We start from the raw sequence: 21,252 nt of genomic DNA, 5'->3' as shown, positions 1-21,252 counted from the left end.
GTAACACCCTGAGATGATTGTTTCAGGCCGTCTGAAAAATAAATCGAACACATTATGACATCTTCCACACATCCCCAAAAAAACTGCTTCCATTGCGGACTTGAAGTCCCGGAGCATCTGCATCTGACGGTTCGTTTTGAAGACGAAGAACACGAAACCTGCTGCGCCGGCTGCCAAGCGGTGGCGCAGAGTATTATTGATGCAGGTTTGGGCAATTATTACAAACAGCGTACTGCAGACGCGGAAAAATCCGAATTGCCGCCACCGGAAGTGTTGTCGCAATTAAAACTATATGACTTGCCCGAAGTGCAGGCTGATTTTGTTGAGGTTGGTGCAGGGGATGAGCGCGAGGCGGTGTTGATGCTGGGCGGCATTACCTGCGCCGCGTGTGTGTGGCTGATTGAGCAGCAGTTGTTGCGCATGAAGGGCGTGGTGCGCGTGGATTTGAATTACAGCACCCACCGTTGCCGCGTGGTGTGGGACAGTGCCCACATCGAATTGTCGGACATTCTGCTTAAAATCCGCCAAACCGGTTATACCGCCGCGCCTTATGATGCGCAAAAAATCGAGGCGCAGGCGCAGAAGGAACGCAAACAGTTTATCGTCAGATTGGCCGTGGCCGGTCTGGGTATGATGCAGACGATGATGTTTGCCCTGCCGACTTATTTTTACGGTGGCGACATCGAGCCGCTTTATTTGGAAATCCTGCATTGGGGCGGCTTTTTGATGGTGTTGCCCGTTGTGTTTTACAGCGCGTTGCCGTTTTACCGCGGCGCATGGCGTGACTGGAAAAACCGCCGTGTCGGCATGGATACGCCGATTGCCATTGCCATTGTGATGACCTTTATCGCCGGTATTTACAGCTTGGCTACCAACGCAGGGCAAGGCATGTATTTTGAATCCATCGCCATGTTGCTGTTTTTCCTGTTGGGCGGGCGTTTTATGGAACAGATTGCCCGACGCAAAGCAGGCGATGCGGCGGAGCGGTTGGTCAAACTGGTTCCGGCATTCTGCCACCGTTTGCCGTCTTATCCGGAAAGTGATGACATCGAGGAAGCCGCAGTCGTCCGCCTCAATATCGGCGATACGATTGTTGTGAAGCCCGGCGAAGTCATTCCGGTGGACGGTACGGTTTTATCCGGTGAGAGCGAAGTTAACGAAGCCATGTTGACCGGCGAAAGCCTGCCCATTGTGAAAAGGCCGTCTGAAAAAGTAACCGCCGGCACGCTCAACACCAGCAGCCCTTTAATCATCCGCACTGACCATACCGGCGGCAACACGCGCCTGTCCCATATCGTCAAACTGCTCGACCGTGCGCTGGCGCAAAAACCGCGTGCCGCCGAGTTGGCCGAAAAATACGCGTCCAGTTTTGTGTTTGGCGAACTCTTGCTTGCGATTCCCGTTTTTATCGGCTGGGCTTGGTATGCCGACGCGCACACTGCCTTGTGGATTACTGTTGCCCTGCTGGTCATTACCTGCCCGTGTGCCTTGTCGCTCGCTACCCCGACCGCGCTTGCTGCTTCTACCGGTGCGCTGGCCAAAGACGGCATTCTCATCAGCGGCAAACAAAGCCTGGAAACACTTGCCCAAATTGACGATGTCGTGTTCGATAAAACCGGTACGCTGACCAAAGGGCAGCTCTCAGTCAGCCGTATGTTGTCCGCAGGCCGTTTGAACGAAGTCCAAGCCCTTGCTATCGCCCAAGCATTGGAACAGCAATCCGAACACCCCATCGCCCGTGCCATTTTGAACCATATGCTTTCAGATGGCCCTGTATCCGCGCTTGATGTGAAAGTGCAACAACGGGTCAACCGTATTGGGCATGGCGTCAGCGCGCAAATCGAATTTGATGGCGAAACCCAAGTTTGGGCTTTGGGTAAAGCGGCGTTTGTTTCGGAAATTGCCGGTCATCTGCCCGAAGCCTTTACCCATATCGACCACACTGGCGGCATTATTTTCTTGGGCAATCAAAGCGGTTTTCAGACGGCCTTTTTACTGGAAGACCAAATCAAAGACAGCGCTGCTGAAATGTTGCAAACCCTGAAACAACACGGCATCTGTCTGCACCTTTTAAGCGGCGACCGTCAGGCTGCCGTAGCCCAAGTCGCGCAAGAGCTGGGTTTAGATGCCTATCGTGCCGAAGCCACGCCTGAAGACAAGCTGGCTTATGTAGAAAATCTGCAAAAACAAGGGCGTAAAGTCATGATGATCGGCGACGGTATCAACGATGCCCCCGTCCTTGCCCAAGCCGACGTGTCGGCTGCCGTGGCCACGAGTGCCGATGTGGCACGAGACGGTGCCGATGTGGTTTTGCTCAATGATGATTTGAACGTTTTGCCCGTGATGATGGAACAGGCACGCCGCACTCATCAAATCATCCGCCAAAACCTGACTTGGGCGAGTGCATACAATCTGGTTGCCGTTCCGCTGGCCGTGTTTGGTTACGTTACCCCGTGGATCGCCGCGCTCGGCATGAGTTTCAGCTCACTGCTGGTGTTGGGCAATGCCTTGAGATTGTTGAAAACCAAAAAGGCCGTCTGAAAACGGCAAATCCATTGCTCAAACGAAAGAATACGCCATGCCTAAAGCCACTTTTTATACACACGTCGCCCAGCCGGCTGCCTTTGCCTGCCGCCTGATTGCGCGCGCCATACGCGATGGCGGGCAGATTTTGGTGTGGTCGGATTCTGCTGCGGCAGTACAGCAACTAGACGTTGATTTATGGCAGCAGATTCCCGAAAGCTTTATTCCGCATGAAGTCTGGCTGCCTACCGACCCCATGTCGTCTGAAACGCCGGTATTGCTTGTGTTTGGAAACGCATTACCGAATATTCCGCAAGATTGCACGGTTTTAAACCTGTCTGCCGATTTTTGGAGCCAAGCACCGGCCATTCCAAACCGTATCCTTGAAATTGTGGGCAACAGCTTGGAAGATTTGGCCGAAGCCCGAGACCGTTTTCGAGCTTATCGTCAGAGCGGATTTGAGATTGAGCATTTTTCGAGAGAAGGGAAGGATTGAGTGTTGAAAATATTCAAGGCCGTCTGAATATAAACAAAGGGACATTTTGATGATGTCCCTTTATTTTTTAGATTGATTATCGGAAGGCTTCGCGCCATATGCCATAAAATATGAGGCAACAGCAGAAAGAGTAGAAATAGTGGAAAAAGCGTTCAAAAAGGGAGGTATTGGCAAGATACCATTGAACAGACTGATGGTGGTGTTGGGGATTTTTGAGGATTAAGTTGGGGAAACGGACAATCGAAGGTACGGCAAGCAAGTCAAACAGATTGAAGAAAACTGTAACCAATAATGAAAAACCGATTGTCTCATGAAATACGTCGAATGGCTGCAATGACAGGGTGTGTGTAAATAGGGAGGTCAGGGCAGATTTGTTGGACATCCATAAATAAAACAGCCCCCCGATAGACAGGTAAAGCGCCAATCAGGCCCATATGGATAGTTTGCGTGGCAAATAGAGGATAAAGAATAAGTTGAGCAGGATAAAGAAAATAGGGAAGACTGATTTCATGGGTTTGTTTGCTTACAGTTTGGTATTTAAAGCTGCTAAGGGAAACTTATTATTGATTGTATGAAGGGCTGCCTTAGGAAAAGACAGTCTGAAAAGGCCATTCTATTTTAGGCCGTCTGAAAAAGATTTGCGTAAGAGCAAGCAAGGGTTTCAGACGGCCTTAAGTCTTTTTGAAGTCAAAATCCGATGGTTCAGGGTTCGGTTTTTGAGGCCGAGTTGGCGAAATAGCGGTTGGATACCGGATTGAAGATGAGGAGCAGCAAAACAGGGTGGAGAATGGATTGAATAATGATTTGTTGAAAGCTATAGCTCGCCATATCGCTATACACCATGATCAGCGAAGCGGCCGCTAGCACAACAGCCAGCCAACGGGCAGCACGGTTGCCTGAAAGCAGACCGACGGCAATAAATACCGGCAAGGAAAGGAGGATGAAGTATAGAGGCATAGACAGCCACCAAGGCAGGAAAGGGAATGCTAAAGCTGCAACTTCTATCAGTAAATCGCCCGAATAAATCGCAAGAGCAACAGTGGTAAAGCAAGTAAGGGCAGTTAGGATGAAATAGAGAACTACGGCGACGGTAACAGGGACTGGACGTTTCATATAATAAAATCCTTGGAGGGGATATCGGGGATAAGGATTGAAATCGGCATCGGCCAAACCTTGTTATTGAAGGCGATAGCCGTCTGAAAGCAGGCTATTCGTCTTTCTCAAATGAAGAAAGCTTGATAATGGCAGGCTGGAAGACTGCAACCAAATAGATCATGATAGGAAGGATGAGATACGTAAAAGGAATATCTGCGCGAAATAGTGCAATCAGAAAGGCAAGGTATAAGGTCAGCAGGGCGATGAAAATAACGCTCTTTTTCCATGTCGCCTGGCGGATTTCTTTTGCAGTCGGTTGCTTATAGCGGACTTTTTTGTGGCAGGTCGGACATTCTTTAATGCTCTTCAATCCTTTGAATGCACTACCTCGAATCGGATTGGAACAATGCGGACAAGAGAATGGGGACGGTTTCATTATTTTTTACTGAGCTGTAGGTATTGCCCATCCGGGAAAATGGGTTGGATGGGCAATGTATATGTTTATTCGTCTTTTTCAAAAGATGAAAGTTTGTTTTGAATCGGGATAATGTAGTAGACGAGAAAGCCTATAACTAATGCCGTACTGATATATGGGGGAAATGTACCAAACAGGCTGATCAGTATTGCCGCTACGATGCAGACGACTACTACAAAAATAGCGAAAGGCTTTAGTAAAGCTTTGAAATATTCGCCAACAGGCGGTTTTTTGAATTTGACTTTTTTATGGCAGGAAGGGCATTCTTTAACTGCAGCTAATCCTTTAACCAATCCGCCTTGGATCGGGGCATGGCAGTGTGGGCAGGGGAGTGAAGGATTAAGATTGTTCATTGTATTCAACCTGACTTATGGTTTGGAAAGGTGGGGTGGTATCGATGTTGCCGATACCACCGCTATTTATCGGAAACAATAGGCTTATTGGGAGTATTTTTTGCCTAAAGCTTCGGCAGCTTTTTGTATTTCTTGATTGGCTGCACGCAGGGTTTCTTGCAGTTTTTGAGATTTTTCTTGGAAATCTTTGGCAAATTTGAGCGAATCTTTATCTTTGCCGTTGATAGTCAGCTCAGAAGCATGTTTGCCTGCATAAATCATCATGTTGTTGGCAGCACTGCTGACTTGTAATGTACGATCCAGAACTGCTTTGATTTCAGGATCTTTGATGTCGAGGGCAGCTGCGCTCTGATGGAATTGTTCCAGTGCGGCAGTCAGTTTGTTCATCTGCTCCAAAGCTTCTTTTTCTTTATTTTGGTTAGCCAAGTTTTGCAATTCTAGGCCTAGCTGAGTAATTTTTTGAGCTTCTTCACCAGTGGTGAAGTGAATGAATTTTTGCAATTCAGCAAGACCGTCTGGAGATTTTTTATCGGAAATAACAATAGGTTCGGCCAGTTTAGGATCTGCTTCCGGGAATTCGCTCAGGGCTTTTTCGTATTTGTTGGCCGGGCTCGATTCGCTTTGGGCAACTTGTTCTGCCGGTTTGTCGCTGCTGCCTTTATTGCCGGAGTCGCCGCAAGCTGCCAGCAGGGAAGCGGTCAAGATTAGCATACCGAATTTGTTTAATACGTTCATATTAGGATTCCTTCTTAAGTTAGTGGGAAAATTGGGGGAAATTTGTTTTTATTGATGAGCGTAGATAATTATTTATACTTTTGTTCTATTTTATTACAAATTTGTTTATTTTTCTCAAATTAGGTTAAGTGATATGTTTTTGGAATTAAACGGCGAAGATGGATGGTTGTAAAATATTGAACATATGATGAAATTAACAAGGGTAATAATAAGGTAGGCTATGCTGTTTTAAGCTAAAGTAGATTTTTTCATTAAGATGTTTTTGGTTGATGTAATGGAAATAAAAAGGCCGTCTGAAACAATAAAGTTTCAGACGGCCTTTTTGACTGGCTGGAATTAGTTGCCCAAGTCGAATGCTTTATGTAGAACGCGGGTGGCCAGTTCCATGTATTTTTCGTCAATCAGGACGGATACTTTGATTTCGGAAGTTGAAATCATTTGGATGTTGATGCCTTCTTCTGCAAGGGTGCGGAAGATTTTGGCAGCTACGCCGACGTGTGAACGCATGCCCAAGCCGACTGCGGAGACTTTGCATACGGTGTCGTCGCCGTCGATGTAAGCGGCGCCGATGCTGTCTTGGCGTTGTTGCAGCAGTTCGATGGTTTGTTTGTAGTCGCCGCGTGGAACGGTGAAGGAGAAGTCGGTTGTGCCTTCGCTGCCGACATTTTGGATGATCATGTCGACTTCGATGTTGGCATCGGCAACTGCGCCGAGGATTTGGTAGGCAACGCCGGGTTTATCAGGTACGCCGCGTACGTTGATGCGTGCTTGGTTTTTGTCGAATGCGATACCGGTTACGGCTGCTCTTTCCATGTTGTCGTCCTCTTCAAAGGTAATCAGGGTGCCGTTGCCGCCATCTTGCAGGCTGCTGAGTACGCGCAGGCGCACTTTGTATTTTCCGGCGAATTCTACGGAGCGGATTTGTAAAACTTTTGAGCCGAGGCTGGCCAATTCGATCATTTCTTCGAATGTGATCGTGTCCATGCGGCGTGCTTCGGGTACGACGCGCGGGTCGGTGGTGTAAACGCCGTCCACGTCGGTGTAAATTTGGCATTCGTCGGCTTTGAGGGCTGCGGCGATGGCAACGGCGGAGGTGTCCGAACCGCCACGGCCGAGGGTTGAGATATTGCCTTCGCTGCTGATGCCTTGGAAACCGGCTACGATAACGACTTTACCGGCGGCCAAATCGGCACGCATTCTTTCGTCGTCGATGTTTTCGATGCGGGCTTTGGTGTGGGAAGTGTCGGTTTGGAGGGCGACTTGCCAACCGGTGTAGCTCTTGGCGTCAACGCCGATGTCTTTCAGGGCCATGGCCAGCAGGCCGATGGTTACTTGTTCGCCGGTAGCGAGAACGACGTCGAGTTCGCGCGGATCGGGATGCTCTTGCATTTCGTGCGCCAGTGCGACCAGTCGGTTGGTTTCGCCGCTCATGGCGGATACGACGACTACGATGTCGTGTCCTTCGGCGCGGGCTTTGGCGACACGTTTGGCTACGTTTTTAATGCGTTCTGGCGAGCCTACTGATGTGCCGCCGTATTTATGTACGATTAACGCCATGTTTCGTGCTTTCTTGTGGGGTTTGTCGGGCAGCTTGGTTTGCTGGAAAAAGGGTTATTATTACTATTTTTTACATGAAATTCAAGGATGGGAGGCGCTTTTTTGAGTAAATACGCATAAAGGGGTTTGGTTACAAAAGGCCGTCTGAAAGTTTTCAGACGGCCTTGCTGATTATCGGGCTAAAAGGGCAGCCTGCTGGTGTTGAACCAATTCGGCAATGCCTTTGTGTGCGAGGGCAATGAGTTTGCCCAATTCTTCGATGCTGAACGGAGCACCTTCGGCCGTACCTTGAATTTCGATGATTTTGCCGGATGCGGTCATGATGATGTTAACGTCGCTGTCGCAGCCTGAATCTTCGGGATAGTCCAAGTCCAAAAGCGGTACGCCGCCCACCACGCCGGCGGAAACGGCGGCAACGGCTTCTCGGATGGGGTTTTCGCTGATAAGGCCGTCTGAAAGGAGTTTGTCCACGGCGATTTGCAGGGCAACGTAGGCGCCGGTAATGGAGGCGGTACGCGTACCGCCGTCGGCTTGGATAACGTCGCAGTCAATCAGGATTTGGCGTTCGCCGAGTTTTTCCATATCGACGACGGCGCGTAGCGAGCGGCCGATCAGGCGTTGGATTTCTTGAGTGCGGCCGGACTGTTTGCCCGCGGCAGCCTCGCGGCGCATACGGGAGGCGGTGGAAGCCGGCAACATACCGTATTCGGCCGTTACCCAGCCTTGTTCTTTACCGCGCAGGAATGGTGGGACATTTTCGTCGATGGAGGCAGTGCAAATGACTTTGGTGTTACCGCATTCGATAAGGCAGGAGCCGTCGGCGTGGGGGAGGAAATTGGGGGTGATTTTGATATTGCGCAGGCTGTCGGCGGCGCGGCCGGTGCGGGTGTAGTCGCTCATGATGGTCCTTTGAGGGAATAAAAAACAGGTTGCCTTGAATTATAGAGGAATTTGGTACCAAAGGCCGTCTGAAAATCGTCGGTCGGGTGTGTTATAGTGTCCATACTTTCACTCGTATTTGGAAACGGAGTAAAACCATGGCTACAAGACGAACTATTCAAATCCACAGCATGACCGGCTTTGCCAATGCCGCAGGCGAATGCGGCGGTAAGCGGATTAATTTGGAAATCCGCGCGGTCAACCATCGTTATTTGGATGTCCAATTCCGTATGCCGGAAGAGTTGCGCTATTTGGAAGGCGCATTGCGCGAACAGATTGCCGCAGCTGTGGCGCGCGGTAAATTGGAGTGCCGCATCCAGCTGCAAGATGCGGCCTCTGGCGGACAGACTTTGGAGGTCAATCAGGATTTGGTCGCACAGCTGGCGCATTTAAACAAAGAATGGCGTAAGGAACACAATTTCGGCAAGCTGAGCGTGGCCGACGTTTTGCGTTTCCCCGGCGTTTTGGCAGGGCAGGGCGAAGACTCTGAGGCCTTGGCGAAAGGTGTTAAAGATTTATTGACCGGCGCGTTGAAAGAGTTTACCGCCGCCCGCAAACGCGAAGGCAAAAAGCTGGGCGAACATTTGCTGCAACGTCTGACCGCTATGGAAGAGATTGTGGACGCTTTGAATGAATTGTTCCCAAGCCTGCTGCAGGCGCATATGGACAAAGTCAAAGCCCGTTTGGCAGAAGCTGTCGGCAATATCGACAACGACCGCTTGCAACAAGAATTTGCTTTGTTTATTCAAAAATCCGATGTGGATGAAGAATTCAGCCGTTTACGCACCCATATCGCCGAAGTGCGCCGCATTGTTACCGAAGGCAAGGGCAGCGCAGGCAAACGTCTGGATTTCTTGATGCAAGAGTTGAACCGTGAAGCCAATACCTTGGGCAGCAAAGCCATCGCCGCCGAATGTACGCAAGCATCGGTTGAACTGAAAGTCTTGATCGAGCAAATGCGCGAACAGGTTCAAAATATCGAATAAATCGATAACGAACAGATAAAACAAGGCCGTCTGAAAAGTTTCAGACGGCCTTTGTGTTGATATTGGGTGGAATCGGAGTGGTTTGTTTTTAAACATTATTGGATGGCGGATTTCCTGTTTCGTTACTGTAATTGCGCACAACAGTTAACATGTGTTAAATTATGGCAATTATTGTCATGATAAAAACATACAAAGGAGTAAAAACATGAACTTTCTGACCGCTGTCAGCCGACAAATGACCCGCTTCACCGCCCTGATTATCGTCCTTGCCTCCATCATCGCCTTTATCGAACCTGCCACTTTTTCGTGGGTGAAAGGCGATACGCAAGTCGTTGTACTCGGCATCATCATGCTCGGTATGGGCATGACTTTGGGCAAAGAAGATTATCAAATTTTGGCACAACGTCCACTCGATATTTTTATCGGCGCCATCGCCCAATACACGATTATGCCGCTGCTTGCCATCGGTATTGCCAGAGCCTTTGACCTTTCGCCCGGATTGACGCTGGGTTTGGTTTTGGTCGGTACTTGTCCGGGCGGCGTTTCGTCCAATATCATGAGTTTTTTGGCTAAAGGCGATGTTGCCTTTTCGGTTGGCATGACGACTGTTTCCACCGTCCTCGCGCCTGTGATGACGCCGCTGTGGATGACTTATTTGGTCGGACAAACCGTCGAAATGGACGGCTGGGGTATGTTCAAATTTATGCTGCTCGTTACCCTGTTGCCTGTCGTTATCGGCTCTGTCGCCAATATCTTGCTGCATAAAAAACACTGGTTTGAAGACGTGCGCGCGATTATGCCGGCTGTTGCCGTTGTCGCGTTTGCCTGCATCGTCGGCGGCGTTGCTGCCGTTCATGGCCATCGTTTCGCCGAATCCGCCTTCGTGATGGTACTCGCCATCGCTGCCCACAACATCGGCGGCTATATTCTTGGCTATTACAGCGGCGCGCTGACCGGCATGAATACCGCCAAAAAACGTACCCTTGCCATAGAAGTCGGTGTACAAAACGCCGGACTTGCCACCGGTTTGAGTGCTAAATTCTTCCCCGGTAATGCCGAGTCTGCAGTTGCCGCCGCCGTTGCTTGCGTTTGGCACTCTGTATCGGGAACGGTTTTGGGCAATTTGTTTGCATGGTGGGACAAGCGTAAGCAATAAGCCGGTAAATATTTCCAGATAACAAAAGGCCGTCTGAAAACAGAATAAGGTTTCTTGTTTTCAGACGGCCTTGTAGGTTGTCAGGACAGGCAAACACGCGCAAAATCGCTTTGCTTTTTAGAGATGGATATGATGCTTGCAGATTCGTTTTTTTATTATCTGGTATGGGTCGGTTTTTCCGCCGGGCTAATGGATGCGGCCGTTGGCGGAGGCGGGCTGTTGCAGATTCCCGGATTGTTCAACCTATTGCCAAACGCTACGCCTGTGGCCTCGGTGATGGGTGTCAATAAATTTGCTTCCTGCTGCGGCACGTTGACCGCGACGGGGCAATATCTGCGCCGAATCCCCGTGCCGTGGAAAATGCTGCTGCCTGCCGCGGCGTTGGCATTTGCCGCTTCATATTTGGGCGCGAAAACGGTAGTGTATTTCCCCGTGCAATATATGAAACCGGCGATGCTGGTCATCATGATTGCCATGTGCCTGTACACTTTTTTGAAAAAAGACTTGGGGCAGACGGTGCGCACTGAAAAGATGACACGCCGCGAAACTTTATGGGGCTTATTTTTCGGCGCGTTAATCGGGTTTTACGACGGCGTGTTCGGGCCGGGAACGGGCAGCCTGCTGGCTTTTGTGTTCGTCCGCTTTTACGGCTACGATTTTTTAGCGGCGAACGCCTCGGCAAAGGTCATCAATTCGACTACCAATCTTGCCGCGCTGATGTTTTTTATCCCGCAAGGCCATGTCGTGTGGGCATGGGCGATACCGTTGGCGGTGGCAAATTTATGCGGCGGTGTGGTTGGTGCGCGCTTGGCAATACGCGGCGGAACCAAGCTGCTGCGTTACGGATTTATGTTGCTGCTGTGCCTGACTATTGGGAAGTTTGCTTGGGATTTATTGGGTTGATATCGAATGAAAAAAGGCCGTCTGAAAGTTTCAGACGGCCTTTGTGTTTTACAGTTTAACCGAATGCTCGCGTGTTTCGTGGAACACGATGTCCGGCCAGCGTTCTTGTGTCAGATTCAGGTTGACGCGGTTAGGTGCGAGATAGGCGAGGTTGCCGCCTGCGTCTATCGACAGATTGCCTGCATTGGCTTTTTCAAACTCCGCCAGCTTTTTCTTGTCTTCGCACGATACCCAGCGCGCCGACCAGATGGATGCGCTGTCGAACACGGCTTCTACGCCGTATTCGTTGGCGAGGCGCGAGGTAACGACTTCAAACTGCAACACGCCGACCGCGCCCAAAATCAAATCTGCGCCGCTCATCGGTTTGAAAACCTGTACCGCGCCTTCTTCGCCAAGCTGTTGCAAACCTTTTTGCAGTTGCTTGATTTTCAGCGGGTTTTTAATGCGTACGCTGCGGAACAGTTCGGGCGCGAAGAAGGGGATGCCGGTGAACGCCAGTTGTTCGCCTTCGGAGAAGCTGTCGCCGATTTGGATGTTGCCGTGGTTCGGGATGCCGATGATGTCGCCGGCGTAGGCTTCTTCCACCAGCTCACGATCGTGCGACATGAAGGTCACCACGCTGGAGGCGGCGATTTCGCGGTTGATACGCAGGTGTTTCATCTTCATGCCGCGCTCGAATTTACCGGAGCAGACGCGCAAGAAGGCGATGCGGTCGCGGTGTTTCGGGTCCATATTGGCTTGGATTTTGAAGATAAATCCGGAAAATTTCGGCTCGTCCGGCTCGACCATGCGCGCGGTCGCGTCGCGCGGTTTCGGCGCAGGCGCCCATTCAATCAATGAATTGAGGATTTCCTGAATACCGAAGTTGTTAATCGCCGAGCCGAAGAACACGGGCGTGAGTTCGCCGGCGAGGAATTCGTCAAGATTAAATTCATTGGAGGCAGCCTGCACCAATTCGATTTCGTCGCGCAGCTGCTGGATTTCCAACGGGAAGCGTTGTTCCAATTCGGGATTGTCGATACCTTTGATGATGTCGAACTCGTGCGGCAGACGTTCGCCGCCGGCTTCAAAGAGATAGATTTCATCGTTCAGGATGTGGTACACGCCTTTGAAGTTTTTGCCCATGCCGATCGGCCAGGTTACGGGCGCGCAGCGGATTTGCAGGATGTTTTCCACTTCGTCCAGCAACTCCAAAGAATCGCGCACTTCGCGGTCGTATTTGTTCATGAACGTGACAATCGGCGTATTGCGCAGGCGGCAGACGTTCAAGAGTTTGATGGTTTGTGCTTCCACACCTTTTGCCGCATCGATGACCATCAAGGCGCTGTCGACGGCGGTCAACACGCGGTAGGTGTCTTCGGAGAAGTCTTGGTGTCCCGGAGTATCCAAGAGGTTGACGGTATGGTCTTTGTAGTCAAACTGCATTACGGACGAGGCCACGGAAATGCCGCGCTGCTTCTCGATGTCCATCCAGTCGGAGGTGGCGAATTTGCCGGTTTTCTTGCCTTTTACCGTACCCGCGCTCTGAATCGCACCTGAAAACAGCAAGAGTTTTTCGGTCAGCGTGGTTTTACCCGCGTCGGGGTGGGAGATGATGGCAAACGTGCGGCGGCGGCGCACTTGGTCGAGGATTTCTTGGGACATGGTTTTCTTTGCAAAAAGTTTCAGGCCGCTTTTTCAGACGGCCTGAAGGATATGGGTGTTGGAAAACAGGCTAAAATAAGGGCGTGTGCAACACGCCCTGCAATGGATTGAAAGATGCGGAATTGTACAAAAAAATGCTTGATAATTCAATGTTTGTGCCAAAACAAAGGCCATCTGAAAAGTTTCAGACGGCCTTTGTTTATGAATCGATGATTAAATATCCATCGGTTTCCATTCCGCGCCTTTTACCGGCGGCAGCCATGATTGCGTACCGCTGGAGGCAAATCCCCACAAGGTGTCAGGGAGGCCGTAATGGTCGGCGCGCGTCGGGTCGAGTTGCGTTTCGATTTCATCTTCGCGGCCTTCACGGATTTGCGTGGCGATGTGCGGATTAATCATCACGGTTTTGCCCAATGCGATAAATTCTGCCCAGCCGGTTTCATAGGCGGCCAAAATTTGGTCGGCGGTAAACAGGTTGCCCACGCCGATAAGCGGCAGTTTGCCGTTGATGCGTTCGTGGATGAACTGCATACGGGTTTGCGCGGTATCGCCGCCGCGACGGATTTTTTTATCAAATTCCCACAGGGAAACGTGCAGATATTGCAGCGGTTTTTGTACCAATGCGTCAATCAGTGCGCCGGTTTCGGTCATGGTTAAGCCGTCATCGCCCGGTTCTTCGGGGGAGAAGCGGTAGCCGATAATGAAGTCGTCGCGCTGGTGTTTTTCACGGACGGCAACCACGGCATCGATAACGGCCAGCGGGAAGCGCATTCTGTTTTCCAAGCTGCCACCCCATTGGTCGTTGCGGCGGTTGCTTTGGGCAGAGTAAAACTGTTGGATCAGATAGGTATTGGCACCGTGGATTTCCACGCCGTCAAAACCGGCACGAAGTGCCAAATCGGCGGCTTGCGCATAAGAGGCGATGAGTGCTTCGACTTCTTTTGCGGTCGCTTCGCGTGCGTGTTCGGCTTCGCTGGCGGAAGCGCTGATTTTATCGAGACCGTCCAAAAGGTCATCCATGGCTTTGGAACCGCCGTGATGAATTTGTAAAATTGCTTTTGCGCCTTGCTGTTGCAGGATTTGTGCGGTTTCTTTCAGGCTGTCGAGGCAGTGTTCGCCTGTGGCTTCAGGTTGGCCGTGAAAGGCTTTGCCGTCTTTTTGAACCAAAGTGGCGGCAGTGATAAACATGCCCATATCGCCTGCGCGGTTGCTGAGGAAGGTACGCTCTTGGTCGCTGATTAAACCGTCGGCTTGTGAGCCGAAATGGGTCATGGGGGCGACGACAAGGCGGTTTTTGATGGTTACGCCGTTATTGAGGGTGTATGTTTGAAAGAGTGTGGCGTATTTTGAATTCATGGAGTTTTACTCTTGATAAGTGAATGGTCGGCATAGAATTGGGCCATTCGGGAATTTATCAAGTACACAGGCCGTCTGAAAAGTTTCAGACGGCCTGTGTATTCTTTAAGCCTTAGGATTAAAGATTGGGATTAACAATGATTTTTACTGCGGATTCATTGTTGTGGATCAAGCGCTCGAAGCCTTCGGAAATCAATTCGTCCAGTTTGATGCGTTGGGTGATGAAAGGCTCAAGGTTGATTTTGCCTTCTTCAACCAATTTGATGGTTTCGGCGTGGTCGTTGCAGTAGCCGATGGTGCCGCGCACGTCCAGCTCTTTCATCACGACGCTGTGGACGTTGATGGTAGCGGGGTGGCTCCAGATGGAGACGATAACCAAATTGGCCGTGGGCTTGCACGCTTCAACCAAAGTATCCAGAACTTTGTTCACGCTGGTACATTCGAATGCGACGTCTACGCCTTCGCCGTTGGTCAATTTTTTCACTTCTTCGACGACATCGACTTCAGACGGGTCGAGGATGTAGTCGGCCACACCGGCTTCGCGGGCTTTGTCTTTGCGCGCTTTGCTCAATTCGGTGATGATGACTTTGATGCCTTTGGCTTTCAACACGGCGGCAAGCAGCAAACCGATCGGGCCTGCGCCGCCAACCAATGCGACGTCGCCTGCTTTCGCGCCGCTGCGGACATAAGCGTGGTGGCCGACGGACAGAGGCTCAATCAAAGCGGCTTGGTCCAATGGGATTTTGTCGGAAATAGGGTGTACCCAACGGCGTTTAACGGCGATTTTTTCAGACAAGCCGCCACCGCAGCCGCCCAAGCCGATGAAGTTCATGTCTTTGGAGAGGTGGTAGTTGCTGCCTTCGCCGGTTGGTACGTCGTCGCGGATGATGTAGGGTTCGACAACAACGTGTTGGCCGACTTTGATGTCGTCCACACCTTCGCCTACGGCATAAACCACGCCGGAAAATTCGTGACCCATGGTGACTGGCGCAGACTCGCCGGAGATTGGGTGCGGATGGCCGCAAGGCGGAATGAAAATCGGGCCTTCCATGAATTCGTGCAGGTCGGTACCGCAGATACCGCACCACGCAACATTAATGCCGACAGTACCCGGAGCTACGGTTGGCTCTGGAATGTCTTCGATGCGGATGTCGCCTTTGTTATAAAAACGTGCTGCTTTCATTGTAACGCTCCTTTTTTAAAGTGGAGGCCGTCTGAAAAAGACGGTCAATTAGGGAAAGGGAAGCAGTGTGGCGTGTGAAATGGTTTTATTGATATGTTTTATGTTTATTATTTTACTACTAATAATATGGAAATGGTTTGTCTTTGCTCAAATTAAAGTTTGTAAATGAAAAAAAAGGCCGTCTGAAATGGATAATCTATTTTCAGACGGACTGGGGCAATAGTTTGAATGCGTTATGGTGTAGGATTGTTACTTTTGCCGCGCTTCAGATGTTTTTGGTAGGCGATGACGTAGTCGGCCTTGCTTAAGCCCGCCAATACGCGAATATGGGCGGCGGCGGATTTGGACATGGATTCCAAGGTATAGCCGCCTTCCAGTACGGAAACGACACGCCCCTGACAGCTTGCCGTTGCTTGGACGATTTTGTGCGTCAGCCAGGCAAAATCGGCTTCATGCAGGTTCAGACGGCCTGTTTCGTCTTGTTTGTGCCCGTCAAAACCAGCTGAAAGCAACACCAACTCGGGGCGGAAAGCTTCCAGCTTGGGCAGCCATTGTTCACGGATGGTCGTACGGAAGATACGGCTGCCTGTGCCCGGTTTGAGGGGCGTATGCAGCATATTTTTGCTGCCGGCGTATTGTTCCGCCTCCGGGAAGGGGAAGATGTCGGTTTCAAACAGGTTGAAAAACATCACGCGCGGATCGTCTTGGAGAATCTCCGCCGTACCGTCGCCGAAGTGGGCGTCGAAATCGATGACGGCGATGCGTTGCAGGCGGTACTGGGCAATGGCGTGCATCACGCCGGCGGCGGTGTTGTTGACGAGGCAGAATCCGCTGGCGCTGTTGCTGTGGGCATGGTGGCCGGGTGGGCGGATGGCGCAAAAAGCATGCCAAGCCTTTTTGTTCATCACCATATCGACTGCCTTGACAACGGCTCCGGCTGCAAAACGGGCGGCTTGGAGGGAGTCGTGGCAGATGACCGTATCGTCATCGATGCGGTGGATTTTGCCGGGGATCGGCTGGGCGGCTTCCAATTCGTGCAGATAATTGCGCGAATGAACCAATGCCAGTTGCGCATCTTTGATTTCGGGTGCTTCAGCGGTTTGCAGGTCACGCCAAATGCCTTCCTTTTTTAAGGCGGCTTGAATGGCGCTGATGCGTTCGGGCTTGTCGGGGTGGTTGGTGCCCGGCTGATGCTGCAGAAATATCGGATGGGAAATCCATACGGTGCGGGCATTTTTGCCGAGTAGTCGACGCAGCAGGGTACGCACGCGCCAAATGATTTTTTTAAGCATGGAAAGTGTGTCTCGAACGAGTCGCACGGACTGCTAAATATGGTTAATAAATACGGAAATGCTTGGAAATTTTTCAGACGGCCTTTAGAATAGCTCAATTTTACAGTCCGACCAACTGCGTTTGGGACTGTATGCAGTTTTTTACTTTATCTTAAAACTCAAAAGAACGGATATATTATGAATCAAGCTGTGGCTCAATTTGCCCCTTTACTGCTGATTATGGTGGTGTTTTACTTCCTGATTATGCGTCCTCAACAAAAGAAATTCAAAGCACACCAAGCTATGCTGGCTGCTTTGAAAGTAGGCGATAAAGTCGTTTTGGCTGCAGGTTTCAAAGGCCGCGTGACCAAAGTCGGCGAGCAATTCTACACTGTCGATATCGGCCAAGGTGCGAGAATCGAAGTGGAAGTGGAACGCAACGCGATTGCCGCGAAAGCCGAATAATCCGTTTTTTTGCGAAAAGCCGCCTCATTTTCCGAGTGCGGCTGTTTGCCTTTATAAATAAAGCAAAGGTTTACCATGAACCGTTATCCTTTATGGAAATACCTGCTGATTGCGTTCACGATTGTGGTTGCGGCTGTTTACTCGCTGCCCAACCTTTTCGGTGAAACGCCTGCCGTACAGGTATCAACCAACCGACAAGCCATCGTTATCAATGAGCAAACCCAGTCTAAAGTGTCTTCTGCGTTGCAAAGCGCAGGTATTCAGACGGACGGTATGTTCATTGTCGATAATTCGCTGAAAGTGCGTTTTAAAGATACTGAAACGCAACTGAAAGCGCGTGATGTCATCGAAAGCACTTTGGGCGAAGGCTATATTACCGCGCTCAACCTTTTGGCGGACAGTCCTGAGTGGATGGCGAAAATTAAAGCCAATCCGATGTTCTTGGGTCTGGACTTGCGCGGCGGTGTGCATTTCACCATGCAGGTGGACATGAAAGCCGCGATGCAGAAAACGTTTGAACGTTACGCCGGCGATATCCGTCGCGAATTGCGCCGCGAAAAAATCCGTACCGGTACAGTGCATCATACTGAAAACGGTCTGACCGTGCCTCTGCAAGATGCTGCCGATGTACAAAAGGCCTTGCCTCAGTTGCAAAAAATGTTCCCTGAAGCCACTTTGCTTGCAGACGGTAACAATATCGTGCTGACTCTGTCTGAAGAGGCGATCAATAAAGTACGCACTGATGCGGTTAAGCAAAACATCAACACTTTGCACAACCGTGTGAACGAATTGGGTGTGGCAGAGCCGGTTATCCAGCAATCCGGTATTGACCGCATCGTTGTACAGCTGCCGGGTGTACAAGATACTGCCAAAGCAAAAGACATTATCGGTCGTACCGCGACTTTGGAAGTGCGCATGGTGGAAGACGATCCGATTAAACTGCAGGAAGCCTTAAACGGTAATGTGCCGACTGGTTACGAGTTGCTGTCAAGCGGTGGCGATCATCCGGAAACTATTTTGGTCAACAAACAAGTTGAACTGACCGGTGACAACATCAACGACGCGCAGCCTAGCTTTGACCAAATGGGTGCGCCTGCCGTGAGCCTGAGCTTGGACAGCGCAGGTGGCAGCATTTTTGGCGAATTGACTTCGGCCAATGTGGGTAAACGTATGGCTATGGTGTTGATCGACCAAGGTAAATCCGAAGTCGTGACCGCGCCTGTCATCCGCGCCGCTATTACCGGTGGCCGTGTAGAAATTTCCGGCAGCATGACAACTGCCGAAGCCAACGATACTTCATTATTGCTGCGTGCCGGCTCGCTGGCGGCGCCTATGCAAATTGTCGAAGAACGTACCATCGGCCCGTCTTTGGGTAAAGAAAACATTGAAAAAGGTTTCAATTCTACTTTGTGGGGCTTTGCCGCCGTTGCTGCGTTTATGGTGGTTTACTACCGCCTGATGGGTTTCTTCTCTACCATCGCTTTGAGTACCAATATCTTGTTCTTGGTAGGTATTTTGTCTGCCATGCAGGCAACGCTGACCCTGCCGGGTATTGCCGCGTTGGCATTGACATTGGGTATGGCGATTGACTCCAACGTATTGATTAACGAACGTATCCGTGAAGAATTACGCGCAGGTATACCACCTCAACAGGCCATCAACCTCGGTTTCCAACATGCTTGGGCAACCATTGTCGACTCTAACTTGACCTCTCTGATTGCCGGTATTGCTTTGTTGGTATTCGGTTCCGGTCCTGTACGCGGTTTTGCCGTTGTACACTGTATTGGTATTCTGACCTCGATGTATTCGTCTGTGGTCGTGTTCCGTGCTTTGGTCAACCTGTGGTACGGCCGCCGTCGCAAATTGCGGAATATTTCCATTGGTGCGGTATGGAAGCCGAAAGCTGAAATGGCAGAAGGCAAGGAGTAAAACATGGAATTATTTAAAATCAAACGCGATATTCCGTTTATGAGCTACGGCAAACTGACGACCTTTATTTCGTTGGTTACGTTTATCGCCGCCGTGTTCTTTTTGGTAACCAAAGGCCTGAATTTCTCCGTCGAATTTACCGGCGGTACGGTGATGGAAGTCCAATATCAGCAGGGCGTGGATGTGAATCAAACGCGCGAACGCCTTGATACGCTGAAAATGGGTGATGTACAGGTTCAGGCATTGGGTACGAACAAACACATCATGATTCGCCTGCCGAACAAAGAAGGCGTAACGTCAGCCCAGCTGTCCAACCAAGTGATGGATTTGCTGAAAAAAGACAATCCTGACGTTACTTTGCGCCAAGTTGAATTTATCGGCCCTCAGGTTGGTGAAGAATTGGTTACCAATGGTCTGATGGCGTTGGGCTTCGTGGTGGCAGGTATTATTATTTACTTGTCCATGCGTTTTGAGTGGCGTTTTGCAGTGTCCGCAATTATTGCGAATATGCACGATATCGTGATTATTCTCGGCTGTTTCGCCTTCTTCCAATGGGAATTCTCTCTGACTGTCTTGGCAGGTATCTTGGCAGTTCTGGGTTATTCCGTGAACGAATCTGTGGTTGTGTTTGACCGTATTCGTGAAAACTTCCGTAAGCCGCATATGCGCGGCCACACTGTGCCGGAAGTCATCGACAACGCGATTACCGCAACCATGAGCCGTACCATCATTACCCACGGTTCGACCGAGGCAATGGTTGTTTCTATGCTGGTGTTTGGCGGCGCAGCCTTGCACGGTTTCTCTATGGCGCTGACCATCGGTATCGTATTCGGTATTTACTCTTCCGTATTGGTTGCCAGCCCGCTTTTGCTGATGTTTGGCTTGAGTCGTGAGAACATTGCCAAAGAAGTGAAGAAAAAAGAAGAAGTTGTAGTCTAAACACTGCAATAATTCGATAAAGGCCGTCTGAAAATTGATTGAATCAGTTTTCAGACGGCCTTTTGTATTTAAATTTCAGAATGTTTTGTTTTAATGAAATAGGAGGGGATAAATGTGAAAGAAATAGAAAAAAATAGGAACAATATAATTTTGTGATGAATCAAGTTTATTGTCTGATATCCCCTTAATTGCTTGTCAGTCCCAATATTTTAAAACATAATACTTTTGCCCCCGATGCTGGAGTTTTACTACAAGTACATGATTTGCAAAAAATCTGTCGGGTGTGCAGACCCTGCCAATCAACCTCAAAAAAGGAAGGCCAAGAATGAAAGTAACCAGTTTCGGCGAAGTGCTGTGGGACGATTTTCCAAATGGAAAGGTATTAGGTGGTGCACCCCTGAATGTTACCGTTCGTTTGCAGTCTTTGGGTATCGATACTGCCATCATCAGCCGTCGTGGCGATGATGCCGATGGCGAAGAATTACTACACCAGATTCAAAGTAAAAACGTCAATACTGATTATTTGCAGGTTTGCCATGAATGTGCGACCAGCTTGGTGAAAGTACACTTGGACAAGTATGGCAGTGCGTCTTATGAGATTGTTTACCCTTGCGCGTGGGACAGGATTGCGGTTGATGATGCGGCAATCAAACGTGTGGCAGAGTCCGATGCTTTCGTTTTTGGCAGCTTGGCAACCCGTGATGAAATTTCGCGTAAAAGCTTGGCTATTTTGCTGAAAGAAGCCAAATTCAAAATTTTTGACGTTAATCTACGCAAGCCTCATTACGATATTGACCGCTTGTTAGAGACCATGAAACAGTCCGATATGGTCAAACTCAATGATGATGAGTTGTATGAATTGGCTGCGGCTTATGGCTCTCCTTATCACAGTATCGAGCAAAATATCGGCTACCTCGTTGAGCTGACAGGCGTCAAAATCCTTTGCGTGACTTTGGGCAGCCATGGCGCGGTTTTGTATAAGGACGGCGAGTTATACCGTCATTGTGGTTTCCGCGTCAAAGTGGTGGATACTGTCGGCTCCGGCGACAGCTTTCTTGGCGGCTTGACTTACAAACTGCTGAATAATGCGCCTCCTCAAGAAGCCATTGCTTTTGCTTGTGCGTTGGGTGCGTTGGTGGCCTCGCGCCATGGCGCGACGGCGGATATTTCTTTGGAAGAAATTGAAGCATTTATGAATCCGGCTTGATGCTTCGATAATAGATATAAAAAGGCCGTCTGAAAAACCA

20 protein-coding genes are annotated in these 21,252 nt (G+C 50.1%); 9 read left to right on the top strand and 11 right to left on the bottom strand.

What is annotated here, in order from left to right; genetic code table 11:
* Positions 1-54 precede the first annotated feature (54 nt).
* Positions 55-2,541, top strand: coding sequence for a heavy metal translocating P-type ATPase (locus ACTHSX_RS01930; RefSeq protein WP_440376462.1), 2,487 nt, complete (start codon positions 55-57; stop codon positions 2,539-2,541).
* 37 nt (positions 2,542-2,578) lie between these two features.
* Entirely contained in the window at positions 2,579-3,019 is a 441-nt protein-coding gene (locus tag ACTHSX_RS01925; protein WP_440376463.1) for a DNA polymerase III subunit chi, read from the top strand.
* A 76-nt stretch (positions 3,020-3,095) separates the two neighbouring features.
* On the opposite strand, the gene ACTHSX_RS01920 is transcribed toward ACTHSX_RS01925, so the two are convergent.
* The 7 genes from ACTHSX_RS01920 to rph all read right to left on the bottom strand — a co-directional run bounded on the left by ACTHSX_RS01920 (position 3,096) and on the right by rph (position 8,134).
* Positions 3,096-3,401 carry a hypothetical protein gene (locus ACTHSX_RS01920; protein WP_440376464.1) on the bottom strand — a complete coding sequence of 102 codons (306 nt, stop codon included), beginning with the start codon at positions 3,399-3,401 and terminating at the stop codon, positions 3,096-3,098.
* 320 nt (positions 3,402-3,721) lie between these two features.
* Positions 3,722-4,132: a hypothetical protein gene (locus ACTHSX_RS01915; protein ID WP_440376465.1), complete on the bottom strand. Its 411-nt coding sequence runs from the start codon at positions 4,130-4,132 to the stop codon at positions 3,722-3,724.
* A 94-nt stretch (positions 4,133-4,226) separates the two neighbouring features.
* Positions 4,227-4,550 (bottom strand): dimethyl sulfoxide reductase, encoded by a 324-nt coding sequence (locus ACTHSX_RS01910; RefSeq protein ID WP_440376466.1) that lies wholly within the window; start codon positions 4,548-4,550, stop codon positions 4,227-4,229.
* A 65-nt stretch (positions 4,551-4,615) separates the two neighbouring features.
* Positions 4,616-4,942 (bottom strand): purine permease, encoded by a 327-nt coding sequence (locus tag ACTHSX_RS01905; RefSeq protein WP_223168895.1) that lies wholly within the window; start codon positions 4,940-4,942, stop codon positions 4,616-4,618.
* An 84-nt stretch (positions 4,943-5,026) separates the two neighbouring features.
* Positions 5,027-5,677, bottom strand: coding sequence for a hypothetical protein (locus ACTHSX_RS01900; protein ID WP_440376467.1), 651 nt, complete (start codon positions 5,675-5,677; stop codon positions 5,027-5,029).
* 336 nt (positions 5,678-6,013) lie between these two features.
* The gene (locus tag ACTHSX_RS01895; RefSeq protein WP_004519299.1) at positions 6,014-7,234 is read right to left on the bottom strand and encodes an aspartate kinase; all 1,221 of its coding nucleotides are present in this window, start codon (positions 7,232-7,234) and stop codon (positions 6,014-6,016) included.
* 171 nt (positions 7,235-7,405) lie between these two features.
* Positions 7,406-8,134: a ribonuclease PH gene (gene rph, locus ACTHSX_RS01890; RefSeq protein ID WP_003686003.1), complete on the bottom strand. Its 729-nt coding sequence runs from the start codon at positions 8,132-8,134 to the stop codon at positions 7,406-7,408.
* A gap of 137 nt (positions 8,135-8,271) precedes the next feature.
* On the opposite strand from rph, the gene ACTHSX_RS01885 reads away from it, so the two are divergent.
* The 3 genes from ACTHSX_RS01885 (at position 8,272) to ACTHSX_RS01875 (ending at position 11,218) form a co-directional block, all read left to right on the top strand.
* The gene (locus ACTHSX_RS01885; RefSeq protein ID WP_440376468.1) at positions 8,272-9,159 is read left to right on the top strand and encodes a YicC/YloC family endoribonuclease; all 888 of its coding nucleotides are present in this window, start codon (positions 8,272-8,274) and stop codon (positions 9,157-9,159) included.
* A 205-nt stretch (positions 9,160-9,364) separates the two neighbouring features.
* Positions 9,365-10,315, top strand: a complete 951-nt coding sequence (locus ACTHSX_RS01880) for a bile acid:sodium symporter family protein (RefSeq protein ID WP_295847517.1) — start codon at positions 9,365-9,367, stop codon at positions 10,313-10,315.
* Between the two features lie 132 nt (positions 10,316-10,447).
* Complete coding sequence (locus tag ACTHSX_RS01875; protein WP_440376682.1) at positions 10,448-11,218, top strand: sulfite exporter TauE/SafE family protein; 771 nt, start codon at positions 10,448-10,450, stop codon at positions 11,216-11,218.
* 48 nt (positions 11,219-11,266) lie between these two features.
* Here ACTHSX_RS01875 and ACTHSX_RS01870 read toward each other — a convergent pair whose 3' ends face one another.
* From ACTHSX_RS01870 to ACTHSX_RS01855, 4 genes are all read right to left on the bottom strand, one after another.
* Complete coding sequence (locus tag ACTHSX_RS01870; RefSeq protein WP_440376469.1) at positions 11,267-12,862, bottom strand: peptide chain release factor 3; 1,596 nt, start codon at positions 12,860-12,862, stop codon at positions 11,267-11,269.
* A 213-nt stretch (positions 12,863-13,075) separates the two neighbouring features.
* On the bottom strand, positions 13,076-14,218 hold the full coding sequence (locus ACTHSX_RS01865; protein ID WP_440376470.1) for an NADH-dependent flavin oxidoreductase: 1,143 nt from the start codon (positions 14,216-14,218) through the stop codon (positions 13,076-13,078).
* Between the two features lie 118 nt (positions 14,219-14,336).
* Positions 14,337-15,401 (bottom strand): 2,3-butanediol dehydrogenase, encoded by a 1,065-nt coding sequence (locus tag ACTHSX_RS01860; protein WP_440376471.1) that lies wholly within the window; start codon positions 15,399-15,401, stop codon positions 14,337-14,339.
* 233 nt (positions 15,402-15,634) lie between these two features.
* Complete coding sequence (locus ACTHSX_RS01855; RefSeq protein WP_440376472.1) at positions 15,635-16,693, bottom strand: histone deacetylase family protein; 1,059 nt, start codon at positions 16,691-16,693, stop codon at positions 15,635-15,637.
* A gap of 177 nt (positions 16,694-16,870) precedes the next feature.
* Between ACTHSX_RS01855 and yajC the strand changes: the two genes are divergently transcribed.
* The 4 genes from yajC (at position 16,871) to ACTHSX_RS01835 (ending at position 21,212) form a co-directional block, all read left to right on the top strand.
* Positions 16,871-17,137, top strand: coding sequence for a preprotein translocase subunit YajC (gene yajC / locus ACTHSX_RS01850; protein ID WP_003678762.1), 267 nt, complete (start codon positions 16,871-16,873; stop codon positions 17,135-17,137).
* Positions 17,138-17,212: 75 nt separating this feature from the next.
* On the top strand, positions 17,213-19,066 hold the full coding sequence (gene secD, locus ACTHSX_RS01845) for a protein translocase subunit SecD (protein WP_440376473.1): 1,854 nt from the start codon (positions 17,213-17,215) through the stop codon (positions 19,064-19,066).
* A 3-nt stretch (positions 19,067-19,069) separates the two neighbouring features.
* Positions 19,070-20,005 (top strand): protein translocase subunit SecF, encoded by a 936-nt coding sequence (secF, locus tag ACTHSX_RS01840; protein WP_049350727.1) that lies wholly within the window; start codon positions 19,070-19,072, stop codon positions 20,003-20,005.
* A gap of 325 nt (positions 20,006-20,330) precedes the next feature.
* On the top strand, positions 20,331-21,212 hold the full coding sequence (locus tag ACTHSX_RS01835; protein WP_440376474.1) for a carbohydrate kinase family protein: 882 nt from the start codon (positions 20,331-20,333) through the stop codon (positions 21,210-21,212).
* Positions 21,213-21,252 lie beyond the last annotated feature (40 nt).

Source organism: Neisseria sp. P0014.S002 (assembly GCF_051958295.1).
GTDB classification, from domain to species: Bacteria; Pseudomonadota; Gammaproteobacteria; order Burkholderiales; family Neisseriaceae; genus Neisseria; species Neisseria flavescens_B.
Note: the sequence above shows the minus strand (reverse complement) of the source record. Positions and strands in the feature narration are given on the sequence as shown.